The sequence below is a fragment of the Yersinia sp. 2540 StPb PI genome (assembly GCF_052217165.1).
Lineage (GTDB): Bacteria > Pseudomonadota > Gammaproteobacteria > Enterobacterales > Enterobacteriaceae > Yersinia > Yersinia enterocolitica_E.
This window is the reverse complement of the sequence record NZ_JAZGQC010000001.1, coordinates 1,056,925-1,074,835: the sequence shown is the minus strand read 5'-3', so window position 1 is coordinate 1,074,835 and position 17,911 is coordinate 1,056,925. Positions and strand designations below refer to the sequence as shown.

Genomic DNA, 17,911 nt, shown 5'->3' with positions numbered 1-17,911 from the left:
GGAGGAAACATGAAGTACGCCTTAGGCGCAGTACTCTATTACTGGCCAAAAACTGATATCGAAACCTTTTACCAGACTGCGGCCAACAGCAGCGCCGACATTATTTATCTCGGTGAGAATGTCTGTACCAAACGCCGTGAAATGAAGGTGGGTGACTGGTTGGCACTTGCTAAAGAAGTGGCTGCCAGTGGCAAACAGGTGGTGATTTCCACACTGGCGCTGCTGCAAGCACCGTCAGAGTTGAATGAATTAAAGCGTTATGTGGAAAACGGTGAGTTTTTGCTGGAAGCCAATGACCTGGGGGCGGTGAATATGGCCGCTGAACGTGGCTTACCCTTTGTTGCCGGCCATGCCCTGAATTGCTACAACGCTTATACTCTGCGAATTTTACACCGTCAGGGCATGATGCGTTGGTGTATGCCGGTTGAGCTATCACGTGACTGGCTGGTTAATGTGCTGCAACAGTGCGAAGAGTTGGGGTTCCGCAATCAGTTTGAGGTAGAAGTATTGAGCTACGGCCACCTGCCGCTGGCTTATTCTGCCCGTTGCTTCACCGCGCGCTCAGAAGACCGAGCCAAAGATGAGTGTGAAACCTGCTGCATCAACTACCCACAAGGGCGGCCGGTATTATCACAAGAAGACCAACAGGTATTCATCCTAAACGGTATTCAAACCCAAAGTGGCTACTGCTATAACCTCGGTAATGAACTGATTTCCATGCAAGGATTAGTGGATATCGTGCGACTCTCTCCGCAAGGTCTGGATACGCTGACAGTTATCGAGCAGTTCCGGGCTAATGAGCAGGGATTGAGCCCACTCATCTTGACCGATAAAGCCGACTGTAACGGCTACTGGCGGCGTCTCGCCGGGCTGGAATTGGTGTCATAAGAACCCATCGGGCGTAGCACTACGCCCGTATCACTCCATGCGCAGGCATGCTTACCCAGTCACTCGATATAGCTACCACAACGAATCGTAGGGGCCATAGCGTTCTCTTTTTCATCGCTTCAATCATCCTTTTGCCGCCGCATTTATTCCCCCTTGCCAAACCACGATTTAGATTATGCTTTTATAGGTGATAGTCGCGCACTGTATGTGGCTTCTTATGTGCGTATTAATGCGGCTAGCTCCCCTGTTTGGATTAATAAATTAGTGCGTTCGCCCTTCAAGCGACTCGACATAAGGTTAAGATGGACGATTCTATGACTGACAAAAAGACAGTTCCGCTTTCAGTGCTTGATTTATCGCCGATAGCGCAAGGCAAAACACCACGAGAGGCTTTTCATGCTTCGCTGGATCTGGCTCAACATGCTGAAAAGTGGGGATATCACCGCTATTGGCTCGCTGAGCATCATAACATGACAGGTATTGCCAGCGCGGCGACCTCAGTACTGATTGGCTATATTGCCGGAGGTACCAAGAGCATCCGTGTCGGCTCCGGCGGCGTCATGCTACCTAACCACTCACCACTGGTGATTGCAGAACAGTTTGGTACCCTCGCCTCTCTCTACCCAGACCGTATCGATCTCGGTCTTGGCCGTGCGCCCGGCAGTGACCAACGCACCATGATGGCATTACGCCGCCATCTGTCCGGTGAAGTGGATAACTTCCCCGCCGATGTTGGCGAACTGCAAAACTACTTTGCTGAAGTACAACCGGGGCAAGCGGTACAAGCGGTGCCTGGGCAGGGTTTGCACGTTCCATTGTGGCTACTGGGTTCCAGTCTGTATAGCGCTCAATTGGCTGCGGCCATGGGTCTGCCGTTCGCCTTCGCCTCACATTTCGCACCAGATATGTTATTCCAGGCGCTCAAGCTCTATCGGGAAAACTTCAAGCCGTCCATTCAATGGCCAAAACCCTATGCTATCGTTTGTGTGAACGTGGTGGCCGCAGATAGCGAGCGCGATGCCCGTTTCCTGTTTACCTCCATGCAGCAGCAATTTGTCAATTTGCGCCGCGGCACGCCGGGTCAACTACCGCCACCAGTAGAAAACATGGATAAGATCTGCTCACCCGCCGAACAATTTGGTGTCGATCAGGCGCTACGCCTATCTATTATTGGTGATAAAAGTAAAGTGCGGCATGGGCTTCAGTCATTACTGCGGGAGACCCAGGCTGACGAATTGATGGTGAATGGCCAGATTTTCGACCATCAGGCACGACTATATTCATTTGAAATAGTTGCCGGATTACAGCCAGAGTTACAAGCTGTTGAGCACCTATAACCCGCCAACTGAAGCAAAATTATAGACATAAAAAAACCAGCCCGAGGGCTGGTTTTTATTTTTAATCATCAGAAATGATTAAGACTTATGCGTCACCAAAACGACGGCGAGTAGGTGCCGCTGCTGCTGGTGCAGGCGCTGGTGCATCTTCACGACGCGGAGCTGCTGAGCGCTGACCATCACGGTTGCCACGACGTTGTTCGCCACCACCGGCTGGAGCACGGTCACTACCGAATGAACGACGAGGAGGAGCACCTGCTGCGCCATCACGACGTTCGCCACCGAATGAACGGCCACCACCACCACGACGCTCACCACCGGCACCAGCACCACCAGCAGGACGCTCACGGCGTTCATGTGGCTGCGCATCACCCAACAACTGCATGTTCAGCGGCTTGTTCAGGATACGGGTACGGGTGAAGTGAGATAACATTTCGCCCGGCATGCCTTTTGGCAACTCGATAGTTGAATGCGAAGCAAACAGCTTGATATTACCAATGTAACGGCTGCTAATGTCGCCTTCGTTAGCAATCGCGCCAACGATATGACGGACTTCAACACCATCATCACGGCCCACTTCAATGCGGTACAGTTCCATCTCACCAACATCACGACGTTCGCGACGTGCTGGACGCTCACCACCATCACGGCTGTCAGGACGAGGCTCACGACGACTGTCACCACGATCACGGCCACGATCGCTACCACGGTCATCACGGGAATTGAATTCACGCTGCGGACGACGCGGAGCTTCTGGTGGCAGAATCAGAGGACGTTCGCCCTGTGCCATTTTCAGCAGTGCAGCAGCCAGGGTTTCGAGATCAAACTCTTCTTCTGGTTGCAGCTTAGCCAGCAATGCACGGTACAGGTCCAAATCACTGCTTTCCAGCTGTTGGCCAACTTTAGCAGCAAACTGAGCTAAACGACGTTCACCCAACAATTCGGGGTTTGGCAACTGAACTTCTGGGATAGTCAGTTTCATGGTGCGTTCAATGTTTTGCAACAGACGGCGTTCACGGTTCTCAACGAACAGCAACGCACGACCAGCACGACCGGCGCGACCAGTACGGCCGATACGGTGAACGTAAGACTCTGAATCCATAGGGATATCATAGTTTACGACCAGGCTGATACGGTCAACATCCAAACCACGTGCCGCAACGTCAGTTGCAATCAGAATATCCAGACGGCCATCTTTCAGGCGGTTCAGTGTCTGCTCACGTAAAGACTGGTTCATGTCACCGTTCAAGGCAGCGCAGTTATAACCGCTACTTTCCAAGGCTTCAGCCACTTCCAGTGTGCCATTTTTGGTACGCACGAAGATAATAGCTGCATCGAAATCTTCAGATTCCAGGAAACGTACCAGTGCTTCGTTTTTGCGATAGCCGCCACCCACTCTCCAGAAGCTCTGGCTGATGTCAGGGCGGGTAGTCACGCTAGACTGGATGCGGACTTCCTGTGGATCTTTCATAAATTTACGGGTAATACGACGGATCGCATCTGGCATAGTCGCAGAGAACAGTGCGGTCTGATGCTCAGCCGGCATCTGCGCCAGAATGTTTTCGACGTCTTCGATAAAGCCCATACGCAGCATTTCATCTGCTTCATCCAACACTAAACCGCTCAGGTTGGACAGGTTAAGAGTACCGCGTTTCAGGTGGTCTAACAGACGACCTGGGGTACCAACAACAATTTGTGGCCCCTGGCGCAAAGCGCGTAATTGAACGTCATAACGCTGGCCGCCGTAAAGGGCTACAACGTTGACGCCATTAATGTGTTTAGAGAAATCAGACAATGCCTGTGCGACCTGAATAGCCAACTCACGGGTTGGTGCCAGCACCAGAACCTGTGGAGCTTTCAGCTCAGCTTTAATATTGTGTAACAGCGGCAAACCAAACGCGGCTGTTTTACCACTGCCTGTTTGCGCCATGCCGAGAACATCACGGCCGTTTAACAGGTGTGGGATACATTCCAACTGGATAGGAGATGGTTTTTCATAACCAAGATCAGTCAGAGCGGAAAGAATAGGAGCAGATAGCCCCAGATCAGCAAAAGAGGTTTCAAGCTCAGTAGTCATGTACACGTGCCTCATTAATAATGGCAGCCAGTCTACATAACTCGTCGAGAAAATTTTCAGTCATTTTCATTGAAAAGTGTGAACCGGCTCAAATTAGATTATAAAACGAACAAAAAGGCCATCACCTGTTAGGGTGATTAACATTGGTAAAAACCAAGATAGTCAGGCTAATAGTTGTTCGTCAGCTATTGCTGGTCCGATTCCGATAGGTCGTCTTGTTCTTGGCCCAAAAGCGCCAATTCCAACAATGCATAGCGGTGCTCAACAAAATTATGAACGTTGTTAGCTACCGTCAGTTTGAACAGCGCCGAAGCGGTGTCCTTGTCCCCCAGACTTAGGTAATGTTTACCTAAATAGAAGTCAGTTTCACTGAGATGCTCAGCGAGCGAAGTGTTATCCATTGCATCTGACTTGAGCCTTTCCATCAGCGTTTTTTCGCTGATCGTGCCCAAGTAGAATTCGACAATATTCCATCCCCATTGCCCTCTGTCCGATTTTTCATAGCGCTGTTGTAACGCTACTGCAGCCGCCTTGGGATCGATTTCTCTTTCCACCAGATACAGCCATAACGAACGGAAGGGATCATTTGGATCGTCTTGATAAAACGCCTGCAGATCATCCTGCGCCAACGGGAGTCGACCGCCATAATACAGAGCGATACCCCGGTTTAAACGCGCGTAATTGTAAGTTGGATCAAGCTCTAGTACAGAATCAAACGCTTCATAGGCAGCATCAAAATTGCCTGCCTGCGTTAAATAAATGCCCAGATAGTTAAAAACTTCTGGCATATCAGGACGAATAGCTAACGCTTGCGAAAAATCATTTCGCGCTAGTGCCCGTAGCCCGAGGCTATCATACAGCACTCCGCGCTCATATAAAAGCTGCGCGCGCTCATCATCCGTAAGTGCCCGACTTGCAAGGATTTGTTCCATGCGAGCCAGAATCACTTCCTGCTGCAACGTAGGTTGCAACGGGATAGCCAACACCTCGTCTTTACGCCAATCATGGTTGCTGCATCCTGCCAGCATGAGTGCTGTCGCAACGTAACACCAGCGCAAGAAAGGCTTCATTTCCTACTCCCGAAGACAAACATTGGATAAATATCCTTTCATCCATTTGTTTAACACAAGAGCATCCTGCCCTCGAGATAACACAGCCCCTCACCAGAGGTAAGGGGCTATGGAATACTTTATTACTCTGCTGCTTCTGGTGCCGGAGCTTCTGCGTCAGGAGTAGTGGCTTCTTTGATGCTCAGGCGGATACGGCCCTGGCGATCAACTTCCATTACTTTAACTGGCACTTCTTGGCCCATTTGCAGATAGTCAGTCACTTTCTCTACACGCTTGTCAGCGATTTGAGAAATATGAACTAAACCTTCTTTACCGCCGCCGATTGCCACAAATGCACCGAAATCAACGATACGAGTTACTTTACCCGCATAGATACGGCCCACTTCGATTTCAGCAGTGATTTCTTCGATACGGCGGATAGCGTGTTTCGCTTTATCGCCGTCGGTTGCTGCAATCTTAATGGTGCCATCATCTTCGATTTCAATGGTGGTGCCAGTTTCATCAGTCAGCGCACGAATCACAGAACCACCTTTACCGATCACATCCTTGATTTTCTCAGGATTGATTTTCATGGTGTAGATACGTGGAGCAAACTCAGAGATATCACCACGAGGTGTGCTGATAGCCTGTTCCATAACACCCAGAATGTGCAGACGCGCACCCTTGGCCTGGTTCAGAGCCACCTGCATGATTTCGCGGGTGATACCTTCAATTTTAATGTCCATTTGCAGTGCAGTAATACCGTCACGGCTACCGGCCACTTTAAAGTCCATGTCGCCCAAGTGATCTTCGTCACCCAGAATATCAGACAGAACAACAAAGTTTTCGCCTTCTTTAACCAGACCCATCGCGATACCCGCAACAGCGGCTTTAATTGGCACACCTGCATCCATCAGGGCCAAAGAAGCACCACAAACAGAAGCCATTGAGGAAGAACCGTTAGACTCGGTGATTTCAGAAACCACACGAACAGTGTAAGGGAACTCGCTCGGGCTTGGCATTACTGCCAGTACACCACGTTTCGCCAGACGGCCATGGCCAATCTCACGACGCTTAGGTGAACCAACCATACCTGTTTCACCAACACAATATGGAGGGAAATTATAGTGTAGCAGGAATGAGTCAGTACGCTCACCCATCAGCTCATCAATATTTTGCGCATCACGGGCAGTACCCAGTGTTGCAGTAACCAGCGCCTGAGTTTCACCACGGGTGAACAACGCAGAACCATGGGTACGTGGCAATACGCCAGTACGCACATCCAGACCACGGATCATGTCTTTTTCGCGGCCATCGATACGTGGCTCGCCACGCAATACGCGGCTACGAACGACGTTTTTCTCAACATCGCCCAGAATGTCATGAATCTCGCTAGCATCTAAAGATTCATCTTGTGCCAACAGCGCTTCAGTGACGTCAGCTTTAATAGCATCAACCTGAGTATAGCGCTCTTGTTTCTCAGTGATACGATAAGCATCACCCAGACGAGCTTCTGCCAGCTCAGCAACACGCGCGTGCAGCGCTTCGTTAACTGGCTCTGCATGCCAATCCCACTTAGGTTTGCCAACTTCAGCAACCAGAGCGTTGATATTCTCAATCACAACTTGTTGTTGTTCGTGGCCGAAGATGACCGCGCCTAACATTTGATCTTCAGACAGAATCTGTGCTTCTGATTCAACCATCAATACTGCGTCAGCAGTACCGGCAACAACCAGATCCAAGCGGCTCTCTTTCAGCTCATCGGTCGTTGGGTTCAGCACATACTGGTCGTTGATGTAACCAACACGAGCAGCACCAATTGGGCCGTTAAATGGAATACCTGACAGGCTCAGCACCGCTGAGGCACCAATCAGTGCCACGATGTCTGGGTTAACTTGTGGGTTAACAGAAACAACGGTCGCAATCACCTGCACTTCGTTCAAGAAGCTGTCTGGGAACAGTGGGCGGATCGGACGGTCAATCAGACGTGAAGTCAGTGTTTCGCCTTCACTTGGGCGGCCTTCACGACGGAAGAAGCTACCTGGGATACGGCCAGCAGCGTAAGTACGCTCCTGATAGTTAACAGTCAGAGGGAAGAAGCTCTGACCTGGCTTGGCTTTCTTTTGGCCAACAACAGTCACAAATACTGCGGTGTCGTCCATGCTTACCATTACAGCAGCCGTTGCCTGGCGAGCCATCATACCGGTTTCAATGGTAACGGTATGTTGACCGTACTGGAATTTACGAATAATCGGAGTCAGCAAAATAGTATCCTTATACTATGCGGTGCCGGATCGTATTGACGACCTCATCCACCTGTTACTAATACCTTCACACTGCATCCTCGCGACTAATGACAATCCTTAACTCTCATTGAGTTAAAGTCTCTCATTAGCCGCGCGAACCTCTGCACCGGAAGATCCTATGTTTGAAATTTACGCTTCATACTTGACGCCACAGCAGTGTTAACCTTTCTCACTCACCAGAATCACTGACCTGAGCCAACTCTGCGGGGCGGATCCGTTTGCTGCTTACTTACAACTTCAATTACTTTGGGTAATGAACAACAATATACTAACGTATTCTATCATTGCTTCTTAGAAAAAAGGGGCCAATTTGGCCCCTTTCTCCCGAAACTCGCAGACTTAGCGACGCAGACCCAGACGCTCGATCAGGGAAGCATAACGTGCTACATCTTCACGCTTCAGGTAGTCCAGCAGCTTACGACGCGTGGATACCATACGCAGCAGACCACGACGGCTGTGGTGATCTTTTTTGTGCTCGGAGAAGTGACCTTGCAAATGGTTAATTTGAGCAGTCAACAGAGCAACCTGAACTTCGCTTGAACCGGTGTCATTGGTACCGCGACCGAAGTCAGCAACAATTTTAGCTTTCGCTTCAACACTTAGAGACATGATACAACTCCAAATATATAGATAAATTAAAACAGGCGCCGATCTCTAATTCAGCAACCCAATATGTAAGCCGCACTATTCTACTCTTTGCACTGCGGAATCGCAAGGTAGCCGCCTTCCTGCAACTCGAATTATATAAGGTATGGCCTACAGTGCATTTTCCTGCGCCTCTACTACCAGGCGTTTGGGTGCAACACGGCCATCCTCTGCGATAGTGCCGATACCAATGAAATTACGCTCTTCGCCTTCAGTGATACGGACCATACCTTCGCTTGGCGCGCCAGCAACATGCACCGGTTGTCCTTGCTTTACATAGGCTGCAACAGCAGGTAACAGATTGACTTCAGGGAAGTTTAATACTGCACTGTCCATCGGTAGCAACAGTAAATCCAGCTCTGGATTTGGTGAGCGCTCTTCTGCCTGTGCCGCTTCAACTATGGCAGTCAACTGCTCTAAAGTCACCATGCGATCACTTGGGTAAGCGGCCACTTGCAAACGACGCAGATAGCTAACATGTGCCCCACAGCCTAATAATTCACCCAAATCATCAACAATAGTGCGAATGTAGGTGCCTTTTGAGCAATGAATTTCCAGCTCAAGGTCATTGCCTTCCCAGCGGATAAACAGCAATTCATACACGGTAATGCTACGGGCGTCGCGCTCTACTTCAATCCCCTGCCGGGCATATTCATACAACGGTTTACCTTGATGCTTCAGTGCCGAATACATGGAAGGTATCTGCTGGCTATCGCCGCGGAAACTATCCAGAGCAGCATCCATCTGCGCCTGAGTGACGTTAACTTCACGCTCACTGATTAACGCACCTTCGGCATCCGAAGTATCTGTGCGCTGGCCCAAACGGGCAACCACCAGGTAGCGCTTATCAGAATCGAGCAAGAATTGAGAGAATTTGGTCGCTTCACCAAGACAGATAGGCAACATACCGGTCGCCAGTGGATCGAGTGCACCGGTATGGCCTGCGCGGTTAGCGCTAAAGAGACGTTTTACTTTCTGCAAAACATCATTAGAGGAGAGGCCCAGCGGCTTATCCAATAACAGAACGCCGTTAATGTCACGGCCGCGACGACGTGGACGCCCCATTACTTCTCCTCGTCGTTACCTGGATTAACCTGACGTTCTACATCATTTTTGATGACGTTAGTCACCAGGTTAGACATCCGCATGCCTTCAATCAATGAGTTATCATAAGCGAAGGTCAGTTCCGGTACGATACGCAAGCGCATCGCTTTACCCAGCAGAGTGCGGATATAACCAGAGGCATCTTGCAGTGCTTTAATGCCATTTTTAACTGTATCCGGGTCTGCGTTATCGGTTAACACATTCAGGAAGGTCACAAAGACTTTAGCGTAAGCCAAATCACGGGACAGCTCGATACCGGATACGGTAGCCATGCCAACACGTGGGTCTTTGATTTCGCGTTGTAAGATGAGTGCGATCTCTTTTTGCATTTCCTGCGAAACACGTTGAGAACGGCTGAATTCTTTTGCCATTTGGATTCTCCAGACAAATTGGGGGGCCAAGGCCCCCCAAATGGATATAAGCAGATCTGAGGCGATTAATCGATAGTACGTTTGATTTCGATAATTTCGAAGACTTCGATCACATCACCAGTACGGACGTCGTTATAGTTCTTAACGCCGATACCACACTCCATACCATTACGAACTTCGTTAACGTCATCTTTGAAGCGGCGCAGAGATTCCAGCTCGCCTTCATAGATAACCACGTTGTCACGCAGAACACGGATTGGATTGTTACGCTTAATCACACCCTCAGTAACCATACAACCTGCAATGGCGCCAAATTTCGGTGATTTAAACACATCACGAACTTCAGCCAGACCAATGATTTGTTGTTTGTACTCAGGTGCCAACATACCACTCATCGCCTGTTTGACTTCGTCGATCAGGCTATAAATTACTGAGTAGTAACGCAGATCCAGACCTTCAGTTTCAACCACACGACGGGCTGAAGCATCAGCACGAACGTTAAAGCCAAGGATGATTGCGCCAGAAGCTGCGGCCAGTGTTGCGTCAGTTTCGGTGATACCACCAACGCCTGAGCCAACAATGCGCACTTTCACTTCATCGGTAGACAGATTTTCCAGTGAATCACAGATAGCTTCACAAGAACCCTGTACGTCAGACTTGATTACGATGTTCAGTTCAGAAACTTCGCCTTCGGTCATGTTAGCAAACATGTTTTCCAGCTTAGATTTCTGCTGACGAGCCAGTTTAACTTCGCGGAATTTGCCCTGACGGTACAGTGCAACTTCACGAGCTTTCTTCTCGTCACGAACCACGGTCACTTCATCACCGGCAGCAGGAACACTGGACAGACCCAGGATTTCCACCGGAATAGACGGACCAGCAGACGTGATATCACGGCCCAACTCGTCACGCATCGCACGTACACGGCCATACTCAAAGCCACACAGTACGATATCACCTTTGTTCAAGGTACCTTTCTGAACCAGCACGGTAGCAACAGGGCCACGGCCTTTATCCAAGAAGGATTCGATAACCACACCGTTTGCCATGCCAGTACGAACTGCTTTCAGTTCCAGAACTTCAGCTTGCAGCAGGATTGCGTTCAACAATTCATCAATACCGATACCAGCTTTCGCAGATACGTTGATGAACTGAGAGTCACCGCCCCACTCTTCTGGCTGGACACCGTACTGAGACAGCTCGGTTTTAACGCGGTCTGGATCAGCTTCTGGCTTATCGATTTTGTTCACTGCAACCACAACCGGCACTTTCGCCGCTTTGGCATGCTGAATAGCTTCGATAGTCTGTGGCATCACGCCATCGTCGGCTGCAACAACCAACACCACGATATCAGTCGCCTGAGCACCACGGGCACGCATTGAAGTAAACGCGGCGTGTCCTGGGGTATCCAGGAAGGTGATCATGCCGTTTTCAGTTTCAACGTGATAAGCACCGATGTGCTGTGTAATACCACCGGCCTCACCTGACGCCACTTTCGTGGAGCGGATGTAATCCAGCAGAGAGGTTTTACCGTGGTCAACGTGGCCCATGATGGTCACAACCGGAGCGCGATGCTCGGCTGCGGCTTCAGCGCCAGTATCACGGTCGCTCATCAAAGCTTCTTCCAGTTCGTTTTCACGACGCAGAATCACTTTGTGGCCCATCTCTTCAGCAACCATCTGTGCTGTTTCTTGATCGATAACCTGGTTAATGGTTGCCATAGCACCCAGTTTCATCATTGCTTTGATGACCTGAGAGCCTTTAACAGCCATTTTGTTTGCCAGTTCAGCAACTGTTACAGTCTCACCAATCACAACATCGCGGTTAACCGCAACAACAGGCTTGTTGAAGCTCTGTTGCAGTGTGCTTGGTTTACGTTTGCCTTTACGGCCAACAGCACGTGCTTCTTCACGATCAGCTTTAGACTCGGAGAGTTTATTGCCTTTTTTCTGCTTAGTTGCTTTACCACCACGAGTGCGGCTACGGCGATCACCTTCAACTTTGGCGTCGTTTTCGTCTTCCGCGGCGCGCGCATGTTGTGAGGTGGTTACATGGTAGTCAGCAGACTCAGTCTGCTCAGCCACAGGTTCTGGCCATTTACCTTCGTTTTCGGCTGCCATTTTACGGGCTTCCTCAGCAACGCGTTTAGCATCTTCCTCGACCTTACGGCGTGTTTCTTCTTCTACTGAGCGTTTCAGCTCGGCAGCTTCAGCTTCACGGCGTGCTTTATCGGTCTGAGCTGGCTTGATTTTTTCGTCGGTTTGTTGATTCGTCACTTTTTCTTTTTCCGCTGCTTGGCGTTTAGCTTTTTCAGCGGCCTCACGTTTGGCTTGTTCTTCGGCCGCACGTTTAGCTTTTTCTTCAGCGATTTTCTGCGCTGCTGCTTCCGCTTCACGTTGTGCCTGCTCTTCCGCTTCACGCTGTGCCTGCTCTTCCGCTTTCGCTTGTTCAGCTTCCGGCGTATTTACATAAGTGCGTTTCTTGCGGACCTCGATTTGCACCGATTTACTTTTTCCGCCGGTGCTCGGAATATTCAAGGTGCTACGCGTTTTGCGTTGCAACGTGAGTTTATTAGGCGCACTGCCGTGTTCACGGTTTAAGTGCGCCAGCAATGTTTCTTTTTCTTGCTGGGTAACTGAGTCTACTTCAGACTTCTTGATCCCTGCATCAGCAAATTGCTGTACCAGGCGATCAACTGGGGTCTGAATCTCAGCTGCCAGCGATTTTACGGTTACATCTGTCATGCTGTTCCTTCCTGCTACAGTTTATTACGCGTTATCGCCAAACCAACAGATATTACGTGCAGCCATAATCAGCTCGCCGGCTTGCTCATCGCTAAGCCCTTCAATATCTGCCAGATCGTCGATACCCTGCTCGGCAAGATCTTCCAGCGTACACACACCGCGCGCAGCCAATTTGAATGCCATGCTACGTTCCAGACCCGCCAGGTTCAGCAGATCATCAGCGGGTTTTTGGTCGCCAAGACTTTCTTCTTGTGCCAGGGCCAGCGTGGTCAATGCAGCTTTGGCGCGATCACGCAGCGCTTCAACCGTATCTTCGTCAAGACCATCGATTTCCAGAAGTTCTTTCATTGGCACGTAAGCCAATTCTTCCAGAGAAGAGAAACCTTCCTCTACCAATATGGTGGCAAAGTCCTCATCGATATCAAGATATTTGGTGAAGGTATCAATAGCGGCATGAGCTTCGGCCTGATGCTTCGCCTGAAGATCGTCCGCCGTCATTACGTTCAGTTCCCAGCCACTCAGTTGTGCTGCTAAACGTACGTTCTGGCCGTTACGGCCAATTGCCTGGGCCAAGTTGCTGGCTTCAACGGCAACATCCATCGTGTGTCTGTCTTCATCAACCACAATAGACGCAACATCAGCTGGCGCCATGGCATTAATAACAAACTGGGCTGGATTATCATCCCACAATACAATATCAATGCGCTCGCCGCCAAGCTCGCTGGAAACAGCCTGAACTCGGGCACCACGCATACCGACACAAGCACCGACTGGATCGATACGTTTGTCGTTGGTTTTGACCGCAATTTTAGCACGCGAACCAGGATCACGGGCGGCAGCTTTAATTTCGATCAATTCTTCGCCAATTTCTGGCACTTCAATACGGAACAGTTCGATCAGCATTTCAGGACGTGAACGGCTGACAAATAACTGAGCACCGCGAGCTTCTGGACGCACGTCATACAGAACACCACGGATACGGTCGCCTGGACGGAAGTTTTCACGCGGTAGCATGTCTTCACGGCCAATAACGGCTTCAGCATTGTTACCCAGATCCAGTGCAATACTGTCACGGTTAACTTTTTTCACCACACCGGTAACAATTTCGCCCAGATACTGACGGAACTGATCAACCACCATAGCACGTTCGGCTTCACGTACTTTCTGTACGATGACCTGTTTAGCTGTTTGGGTTGTGATACGGTCAAAAGTAACAGATTCAATCTGGTCTTCGACATAATCACCCAACTGGAGGGTTGGATCTTCATATTGAGCCGCATCCAACGTGATTTCACGCGTTGGCATGGTAACTTCGTCAACTGCGACCCAACGGCGGAAAGTGTCGAAATCACCGGTTTTACGGTCGATGCTGACGCGAACTTCAATTTCTTGTTCGTATTTTTTCTTGGTCGCTGTCGCTAGAGCGGTTTCCAACGCCTCAAAAATCTTCTCGCGCGGAAGGGATTTCTCATTGGAAACTGCTTCTACAACAGCCAGAATCTCTTTGTTCATCCTAGTTGCCTCATCCAAACTTTAAAAGTGGGGTACCAGGTTCGCTTTCTGGATGTTGCTCAGCGCGAACACTTCATCTTTTCCATCCACAGTAACCGTGATCATTTCACCATCAACGGCTTTAATAATGCCCTGCCATTTACGGCGGTTCTGCATTGCCATACGCAAAACCAAAGTGACTTCTTCACCGAGGTAACGAGTATAGTGTTCAGCGGTGAACATAGGGCGATCAAGGCCCGGAGAGGAAACTTCTAAGTTGTAAGCGACCGTAATTGGATCTTCTACGTCCAATACAGCGCTGACCTGGTGGCTGACATCAGCACAAGCATCAACAGTGATTCCGTCGTCACTATCAATATAGATTCGTAGCGTCGATTGGCGCCCCCGGATGAACTCGATGCCGACTAATTCATAGCCTAAGGCCTCAACCGGTGCTGAAATTATCTCTGTTAACTTTTGTTCTAATGTGGACAAGCCCACCCCCAAGACATAAAAAAAGGGCCTAATAGCCCAGTGATTCTGCTGTCAAATAACAAAAAACCCCGAAATTCGGGGCTTTATGCAACTGGACCCTGTTTGCCGCAAAGCGGCTTCGGTACAACTTTCTGACAAGTATTTTTTTCAAATTGAAATCGAAAGTATCTGAGGTCTACCGAATACAACATTTGAAAAAAAACACTTTAGGAAAGTGGTTGCGGGGGCCGGATTTGAACCGACGACCTTCGGGTTATGAGCCCGACGAGCTACCAGGCTGCTCCACCCCGCGTCCGAAAACGTGGCAAATATTACGTTGATAACGACAAAAAAGCAAGTTATCTGACTGATTTGGTACCGAGGACGGGACTTGAACCCGTAAGCCCAATCGGGCACTACCACCTCAAGGTAGCGTGTCTACCAATTCCACCACCCCGGCACTGATTCAACTGGTTGTTTTTACTATTTAAGTCGTCACAACCATTTTAAAACTTTTTTCTATCGTTACTACTTACTGCTGGCAAAACATTACTGCGGGATATCGCTACTTGGCTTAGCTGGTGCTACTGGAGCTGTAGTCTGCTCAGTTTTTGCAGGCGTACCCAAGTTTTCCCACTCGCTGCCTGTATGGCCCTGGTTGGTGCTCATATTGCCCAGAATCAAGCTAATGACGAAGAACAGCGTCGCCAATAAAGCCGTCATGCGAGTCATAAAGTTACCGGAACCATTCGAACCGAACAGAGTTGCAGACGCACCTGCTCCGAATGAGGCTCCCATATCCGCGCCTTTACCTTGCTGCAACATGATCAGAGCAACTAGCCCAATCGAAATCAGCAAGAAAAATACCAGAAGAGCTTCGTACATAGTTGTACCTGTATCCTTGCGGATTCACCGCATGCCAAATGCTTTTCACCCATCAGCGGGGACTTATTCACCCACTTAAGCGGGTGTGAATACTAACCAAAGCGCATAGTACACGCAAGGGCAATTTCACAACACGAGTTCATTTGCAGAAAAAAACGTCAAGTTATTCAACTTCAGCGCAATTTATGGGGGAAAGAGTCACACCCTCCCCCATAAAAACACCATTAACCTGCCGCTTTCACCGCATCTGCGATCCGGTTTGCCATTTCAGCAATCAATGATTCTTCAGCATCACCTTCAACCATCACGCGGATTAATGGTTCGGTACCTGATTTACGCAACAGAACGCGGCCACGCTCGCCCAATTCTTTTTCAACCTGGTGGTTAACTTCTTTAACTTTCTCTGATTCCAGTGGGTCATGATCGCCGGAGAAACGCACATTGACCAGAATTTGTGGCATCAATTTCATGCCACTGCACAGGTCATGTAGGCTCATATGGTTACGCACCATCGCCGTCAGCACTTGCAGACCAGCAACAATGCCGTCACCGGTGGTAGTTTTATCCAACAAAATCACGTGGCCTGAGTTTTCAGCACCAATACGCCAGCCTTTCTCTTGCATGGCTTCCAGCACGTAGCGGTCGCCCACTTTGGCACGAACAAAAGGAATGCCGAGCTGTTTCAGTGCAAGCTCTAGGCCCATATTACTCATTAGCGTACCAACCGCACCGCCTTTCAGTTGGCCCTGACGCAAGCCTTCGCGCGCGATGATATACAAAATCTGGTCGCCATCAACCTTGTTGCCTAGATGATCAACCATCATCAAGCGGTCACCATCACCGTCAAATGCCAGGCCAACATGTGCCTCTTCAGCCAGCACACGCGCTTGCAGCAAGCGAACATCCGTGGCACCACATTCTTCATTGATATTCATTCCATCAGGTTCACAGCCGATGGTGATAACATTTGCCCCGAGTTCACGTAATACACTTGGGGCGATGTGATAGGTGGCACCATTGGCGCAATCGACCACAATTTTTAACTCTTTCAGGCTAAGTTCGCTCGGGAATGTGCCTTTACAGAACTCAATGTAGCGCCCGGCCGCATCCACGATACGGTTAGCTTTACCCAATTCGGCAGATTCAACGCAGGTTAATGGTTTTTCCATTTCTGCTTCAATGGCCTCCTCCACATCATCAGGCAGTTTGGTGCCATCAATTGAGAAGAATTTAATGCCATTATCTTCGAAAGGGTTATGGGACGCTGAAATAACAATACCGGCTTCAGCGCGGAAAGTTCGGGTCAGATAAGCAACAGCAGGGGTCGGCATCGGGCCGGTAAATGATGCCGATAGCCCAGCGGCAGCCAAGCCGGCTTCCAGCGCCGATTCCAGCATGTAGCCGGAAATACGCGTATCTTTACCGATGATAATTTTACGAGAACCATGTCGAGCCAGAACTTTACCGGCAGCCCAGCCGAGCTTTAATACAAAATCAGGCGTAATCGGACTCTCACCCACTTTGCCGCGAATGCCATCTGTACCAAAGTATTTACGGTTACTCATAATTTTTGTTTATCCCTTCGCTGAAAGTGTTGCCTCGACGATACGCATCGCCTCGACAGTTTCTTTGACATCATGCACTCGGACAATCTGTGCGCCTTGCATAGCGGCAATGACAGCACAAGCGACACTCCCGATGACCCGCTGTTGTGGCGGAACATGTAATAACTGACCCACCATCGATTTTCGCGACATTCCCACTAACAATGGCAACCCAAAATGGTGCAGTTCAGCCAGTCGCGCCAATAACTGATAATTATGCGCCAAATCTTTACCGAAACCGAAGCCTGGGTCGAGTAACAATTTACTTTTTGCGATACCGGCCGCAACACAGCGAGCGATATGGTATTCAAAGAACTGGTTTACATCAGCCAGTAAATCATCGTAATGCGGTGACTGCTGCATACTTTGCGGTTGCCCCTGCATATGCATCAGGCACACCGGCAGACCGGTTTTTGCCGCAGCGTCAAGCGCACCTGGCTCTTGTAATGAGCGGATATCATTAATCAGATGGGCGCCAGCTTGAGCAGATTCAGTGATAACCGCCGCTTTAGAGGTATCTACAGATAACCAAATATCAAAGCGCTTGGCTAATGCCTCGACAACTGGCACTACCCGATCAAGCTCCTCCTGCTCACTCACTTGTGCAGCACCAGGACGGGTGGACTCGCCACCAATATCAATCAGCGTAGCACCTGCTGATAACATCAATTGGGCATGCTGTAATGCTTTATCAATATTATTGTGATGTCCACCATCCGAAAACGAATCCGGGGTGACATTCAAGATACCCATAACTTGTGGGAGAGAGAGATCCAGAACCCGATCTCTGGCAGTTAACTGCATGTAATTACGCCTCAAAAGTGGCAATTCACTTTAATTTTATACCCAAAGTCATTGCGTTGCAGCAAGGCAAACCGAACAAGCCCCGATGAACAAACCAAAGTTCAGTGATTCAAGTGGGAACCGCAGCAACGC

The 17,911-nt window shown here is 49.6% G+C and carries 15 protein-coding genes and 2 tRNA genes; 2 read left to right on the top strand and 15 right to left on the bottom strand.

The genetic code is table 11. The annotated features are described in order from the left end of the window. The first annotated feature begins 9 nt into the window (after positions 1-9). Together V1956_RS04850 and V1956_RS04845 are read left to right on the top strand one after the other, a co-directional pair. Complete coding sequence (locus tag V1956_RS04850; RefSeq protein ID WP_372557850.1) at positions 10-888, top strand: U32 family peptidase; 879 nt, start codon at positions 10-12, stop codon at positions 886-888. A 314-nt stretch (positions 889-1,202) separates the two neighbouring features. Then, a complete protein-coding gene (locus tag V1956_RS04845) occupies positions 1,203-2,225 on the top strand; it encodes a luciferase-like monooxygenase (RefSeq protein ID WP_442824850.1) in 1,023 nt (340 codons plus the stop codon). Between the two features lie 85 nt (positions 2,226-2,310). On the opposite strand, the gene V1956_RS04840 is transcribed toward V1956_RS04845, so the two are convergent. From V1956_RS04840 to folP, 15 genes are all read right to left on the bottom strand, one after another. Next, entirely contained in the window at positions 2,311-4,302 is a 1,992-nt protein-coding gene (locus tag V1956_RS04840; protein ID WP_442824849.1) for a DEAD/DEAH family ATP-dependent RNA helicase, read from the bottom strand. After that, a complete protein-coding gene (yrbN, locus tag V1956_RS04835; RefSeq protein WP_223499600.1) occupies positions 4,292-4,366 on the bottom strand; it encodes a protein YrbN in 75 nt (24 codons plus the stop codon). The genes V1956_RS04840 and yrbN overlap by 11 nt, the downstream gene beginning before the upstream one ends. Before the next feature lie 121 nt (positions 4,367-4,487). Then, positions 4,488-5,372 carry a lipoprotein NlpI gene (gene nlpI / locus V1956_RS04830; protein WP_083160891.1) on the bottom strand — a complete coding sequence of 295 codons (885 nt, stop codon included), beginning with the start codon at positions 5,370-5,372 and terminating at the stop codon, positions 4,488-4,490. Between the two features lie 122 nt (positions 5,373-5,494). Continuing rightward, positions 5,495-7,615 carry a polyribonucleotide nucleotidyltransferase gene (gene pnp / locus V1956_RS04825; protein WP_083160892.1) on the bottom strand — a complete coding sequence of 707 codons (2,121 nt, stop codon included), beginning with the start codon at positions 7,613-7,615 and terminating at the stop codon, positions 5,495-5,497. A gap of 381 nt (positions 7,616-7,996) precedes the next feature. Continuing rightward, a complete protein-coding gene (gene rpsO / locus V1956_RS04820; protein ID WP_050085613.1) occupies positions 7,997-8,266 on the bottom strand; it encodes a 30S ribosomal protein S15 in 270 nt (89 codons plus the stop codon). Positions 8,267-8,413: 147 nt separating this feature from the next. Beyond that, on the bottom strand, positions 8,414-9,367 hold the full coding sequence (gene truB / locus V1956_RS04815; RefSeq protein ID WP_372557847.1) for a tRNA pseudouridine(55) synthase TruB: 954 nt from the start codon (positions 9,365-9,367) through the stop codon (positions 8,414-8,416). Further along, positions 9,367-9,777 carry a 30S ribosome-binding factor RbfA gene (gene rbfA / locus V1956_RS04810; protein WP_032816249.1) on the bottom strand — a complete coding sequence of 137 codons (411 nt, stop codon included), beginning with the start codon at positions 9,775-9,777 and terminating at the stop codon, positions 9,367-9,369. Before rbfA ends, truB begins: the two co-directional genes overlap by 1 nt. Positions 9,778-9,842: 65 nt before the next feature. Continuing rightward, the gene (infB, locus tag V1956_RS04805; protein WP_372557846.1) at positions 9,843-12,521 is read right to left on the bottom strand and encodes a translation initiation factor IF-2; all 2,679 of its coding nucleotides are present in this window, start codon (positions 12,519-12,521) and stop codon (positions 9,843-9,845) included. 24 nt (positions 12,522-12,545) lie between these two features. Beyond that, complete coding sequence (nusA, locus tag V1956_RS04800; protein WP_083160895.1) at positions 12,546-14,033, bottom strand: transcription termination factor NusA; 1,488 nt, start codon at positions 14,031-14,033, stop codon at positions 12,546-12,548. 21 nt (positions 14,034-14,054) lie between these two features. Then, on the bottom strand, positions 14,055-14,507 hold the full coding sequence (gene rimP / locus V1956_RS04795) for a ribosome maturation factor RimP (protein ID WP_002222054.1): 453 nt from the start codon (positions 14,505-14,507) through the stop codon (positions 14,055-14,057). A gap of 215 nt (positions 14,508-14,722) precedes the next feature. Further along, positions 14,723-14,799 (bottom strand) — tRNA-Met (locus tag V1956_RS04790). Between the two features lie 60 nt (positions 14,800-14,859). After that, positions 14,860-14,946, bottom strand: a tRNA-Leu gene (locus tag V1956_RS04785). An 89-nt stretch (positions 14,947-15,035) separates the two neighbouring features. Beyond that, positions 15,036-15,371 (bottom strand): preprotein translocase subunit SecG, encoded by a 336-nt coding sequence (gene secG / locus V1956_RS04780; protein WP_005186467.1) that lies wholly within the window; start codon positions 15,369-15,371, stop codon positions 15,036-15,038. Positions 15,372-15,595: 224 nt separating this feature from the next. Next, positions 15,596-16,936 carry a phosphoglucosamine mutase gene (gene glmM / locus V1956_RS04775; RefSeq protein WP_420070902.1) on the bottom strand — a complete coding sequence of 447 codons (1,341 nt, stop codon included), beginning with the start codon at positions 16,934-16,936 and terminating at the stop codon, positions 15,596-15,598. A 9-nt stretch (positions 16,937-16,945) separates the two neighbouring features. Further along, the gene (gene folP / locus V1956_RS04770) at positions 16,946-17,779 is read right to left on the bottom strand and encodes a dihydropteroate synthase (RefSeq protein WP_372557844.1); all 834 of its coding nucleotides are present in this window, start codon (positions 17,777-17,779) and stop codon (positions 16,946-16,948) included. Positions 17,780-17,911 lie beyond the last annotated feature (132 nt).

Coding starts and splice junctions, on each gene's coding strand:
- secG (WP_005186467.1), bottom strand. CDS start 15,371: ATGTACGAAGCTCTTCTGGTATTTTTCTTGCTGATTTCGATTGGGCTA.
- truB (WP_372557847.1), bottom strand. CDS start 9,367: ATGGGGCGTCCACGTCGTCGCGGCCGTGACATTAACGGCGTTCTGTTA.
- rpsO (WP_050085613.1), bottom strand. CDS start 8,266: ATGTCTCTAAGTGTTGAAGCGAAAGCTAAAATTGTTGCTGACTTCGGT.
- rbfA (WP_032816249.1), bottom strand. CDS start 9,777: ATGGCAAAAGAATTCAGCCGTTCTCAACGTGTTTCGCAGGAAATGCAA.
- folP (WP_372557844.1), bottom strand. CDS start 17,779: ATGCAGTTAACTGCCAGAGATCGGGTTCTGGATCTCTCTCTCCCACAA.
- V1956_RS04845 (WP_442824850.1), top strand. CDS start 1,203: ATGACTGACAAAAAGACAGTTCCGCTTTCAGTGCTTGATTTATCGCCG.
- glmM (WP_420070902.1), bottom strand. CDS start 16,936: ATGAGTAACCGTAAATACTTTGGTACAGATGGCATTCGCGGCAAAGTG.
- nusA (WP_083160895.1), bottom strand. CDS start 14,033: ATGAACAAAGAGATTCTGGCTGTTGTAGAAGCAGTTTCCAATGAGAAA.
- infB (WP_372557846.1), bottom strand. CDS start 12,521: ATGACAGATGTAACCGTAAAATCGCTGGCAGCTGAGATTCAGACCCCA.
- V1956_RS04850 (WP_372557850.1), top strand. CDS start 10: ATGAAGTACGCCTTAGGCGCAGTACTCTATTACTGGCCAAAAACTGAT.
- V1956_RS04840 (WP_442824849.1), bottom strand. CDS start 4,302: ATGACTACTGAGCTTGAAACCTCTTTTGCTGATCTGGGGCTATCTGCT.
- nlpI (WP_083160891.1), bottom strand. CDS start 5,372: ATGAAGCCTTTCTTGCGCTGGTGTTACGTTGCGACAGCACTCATGCTG.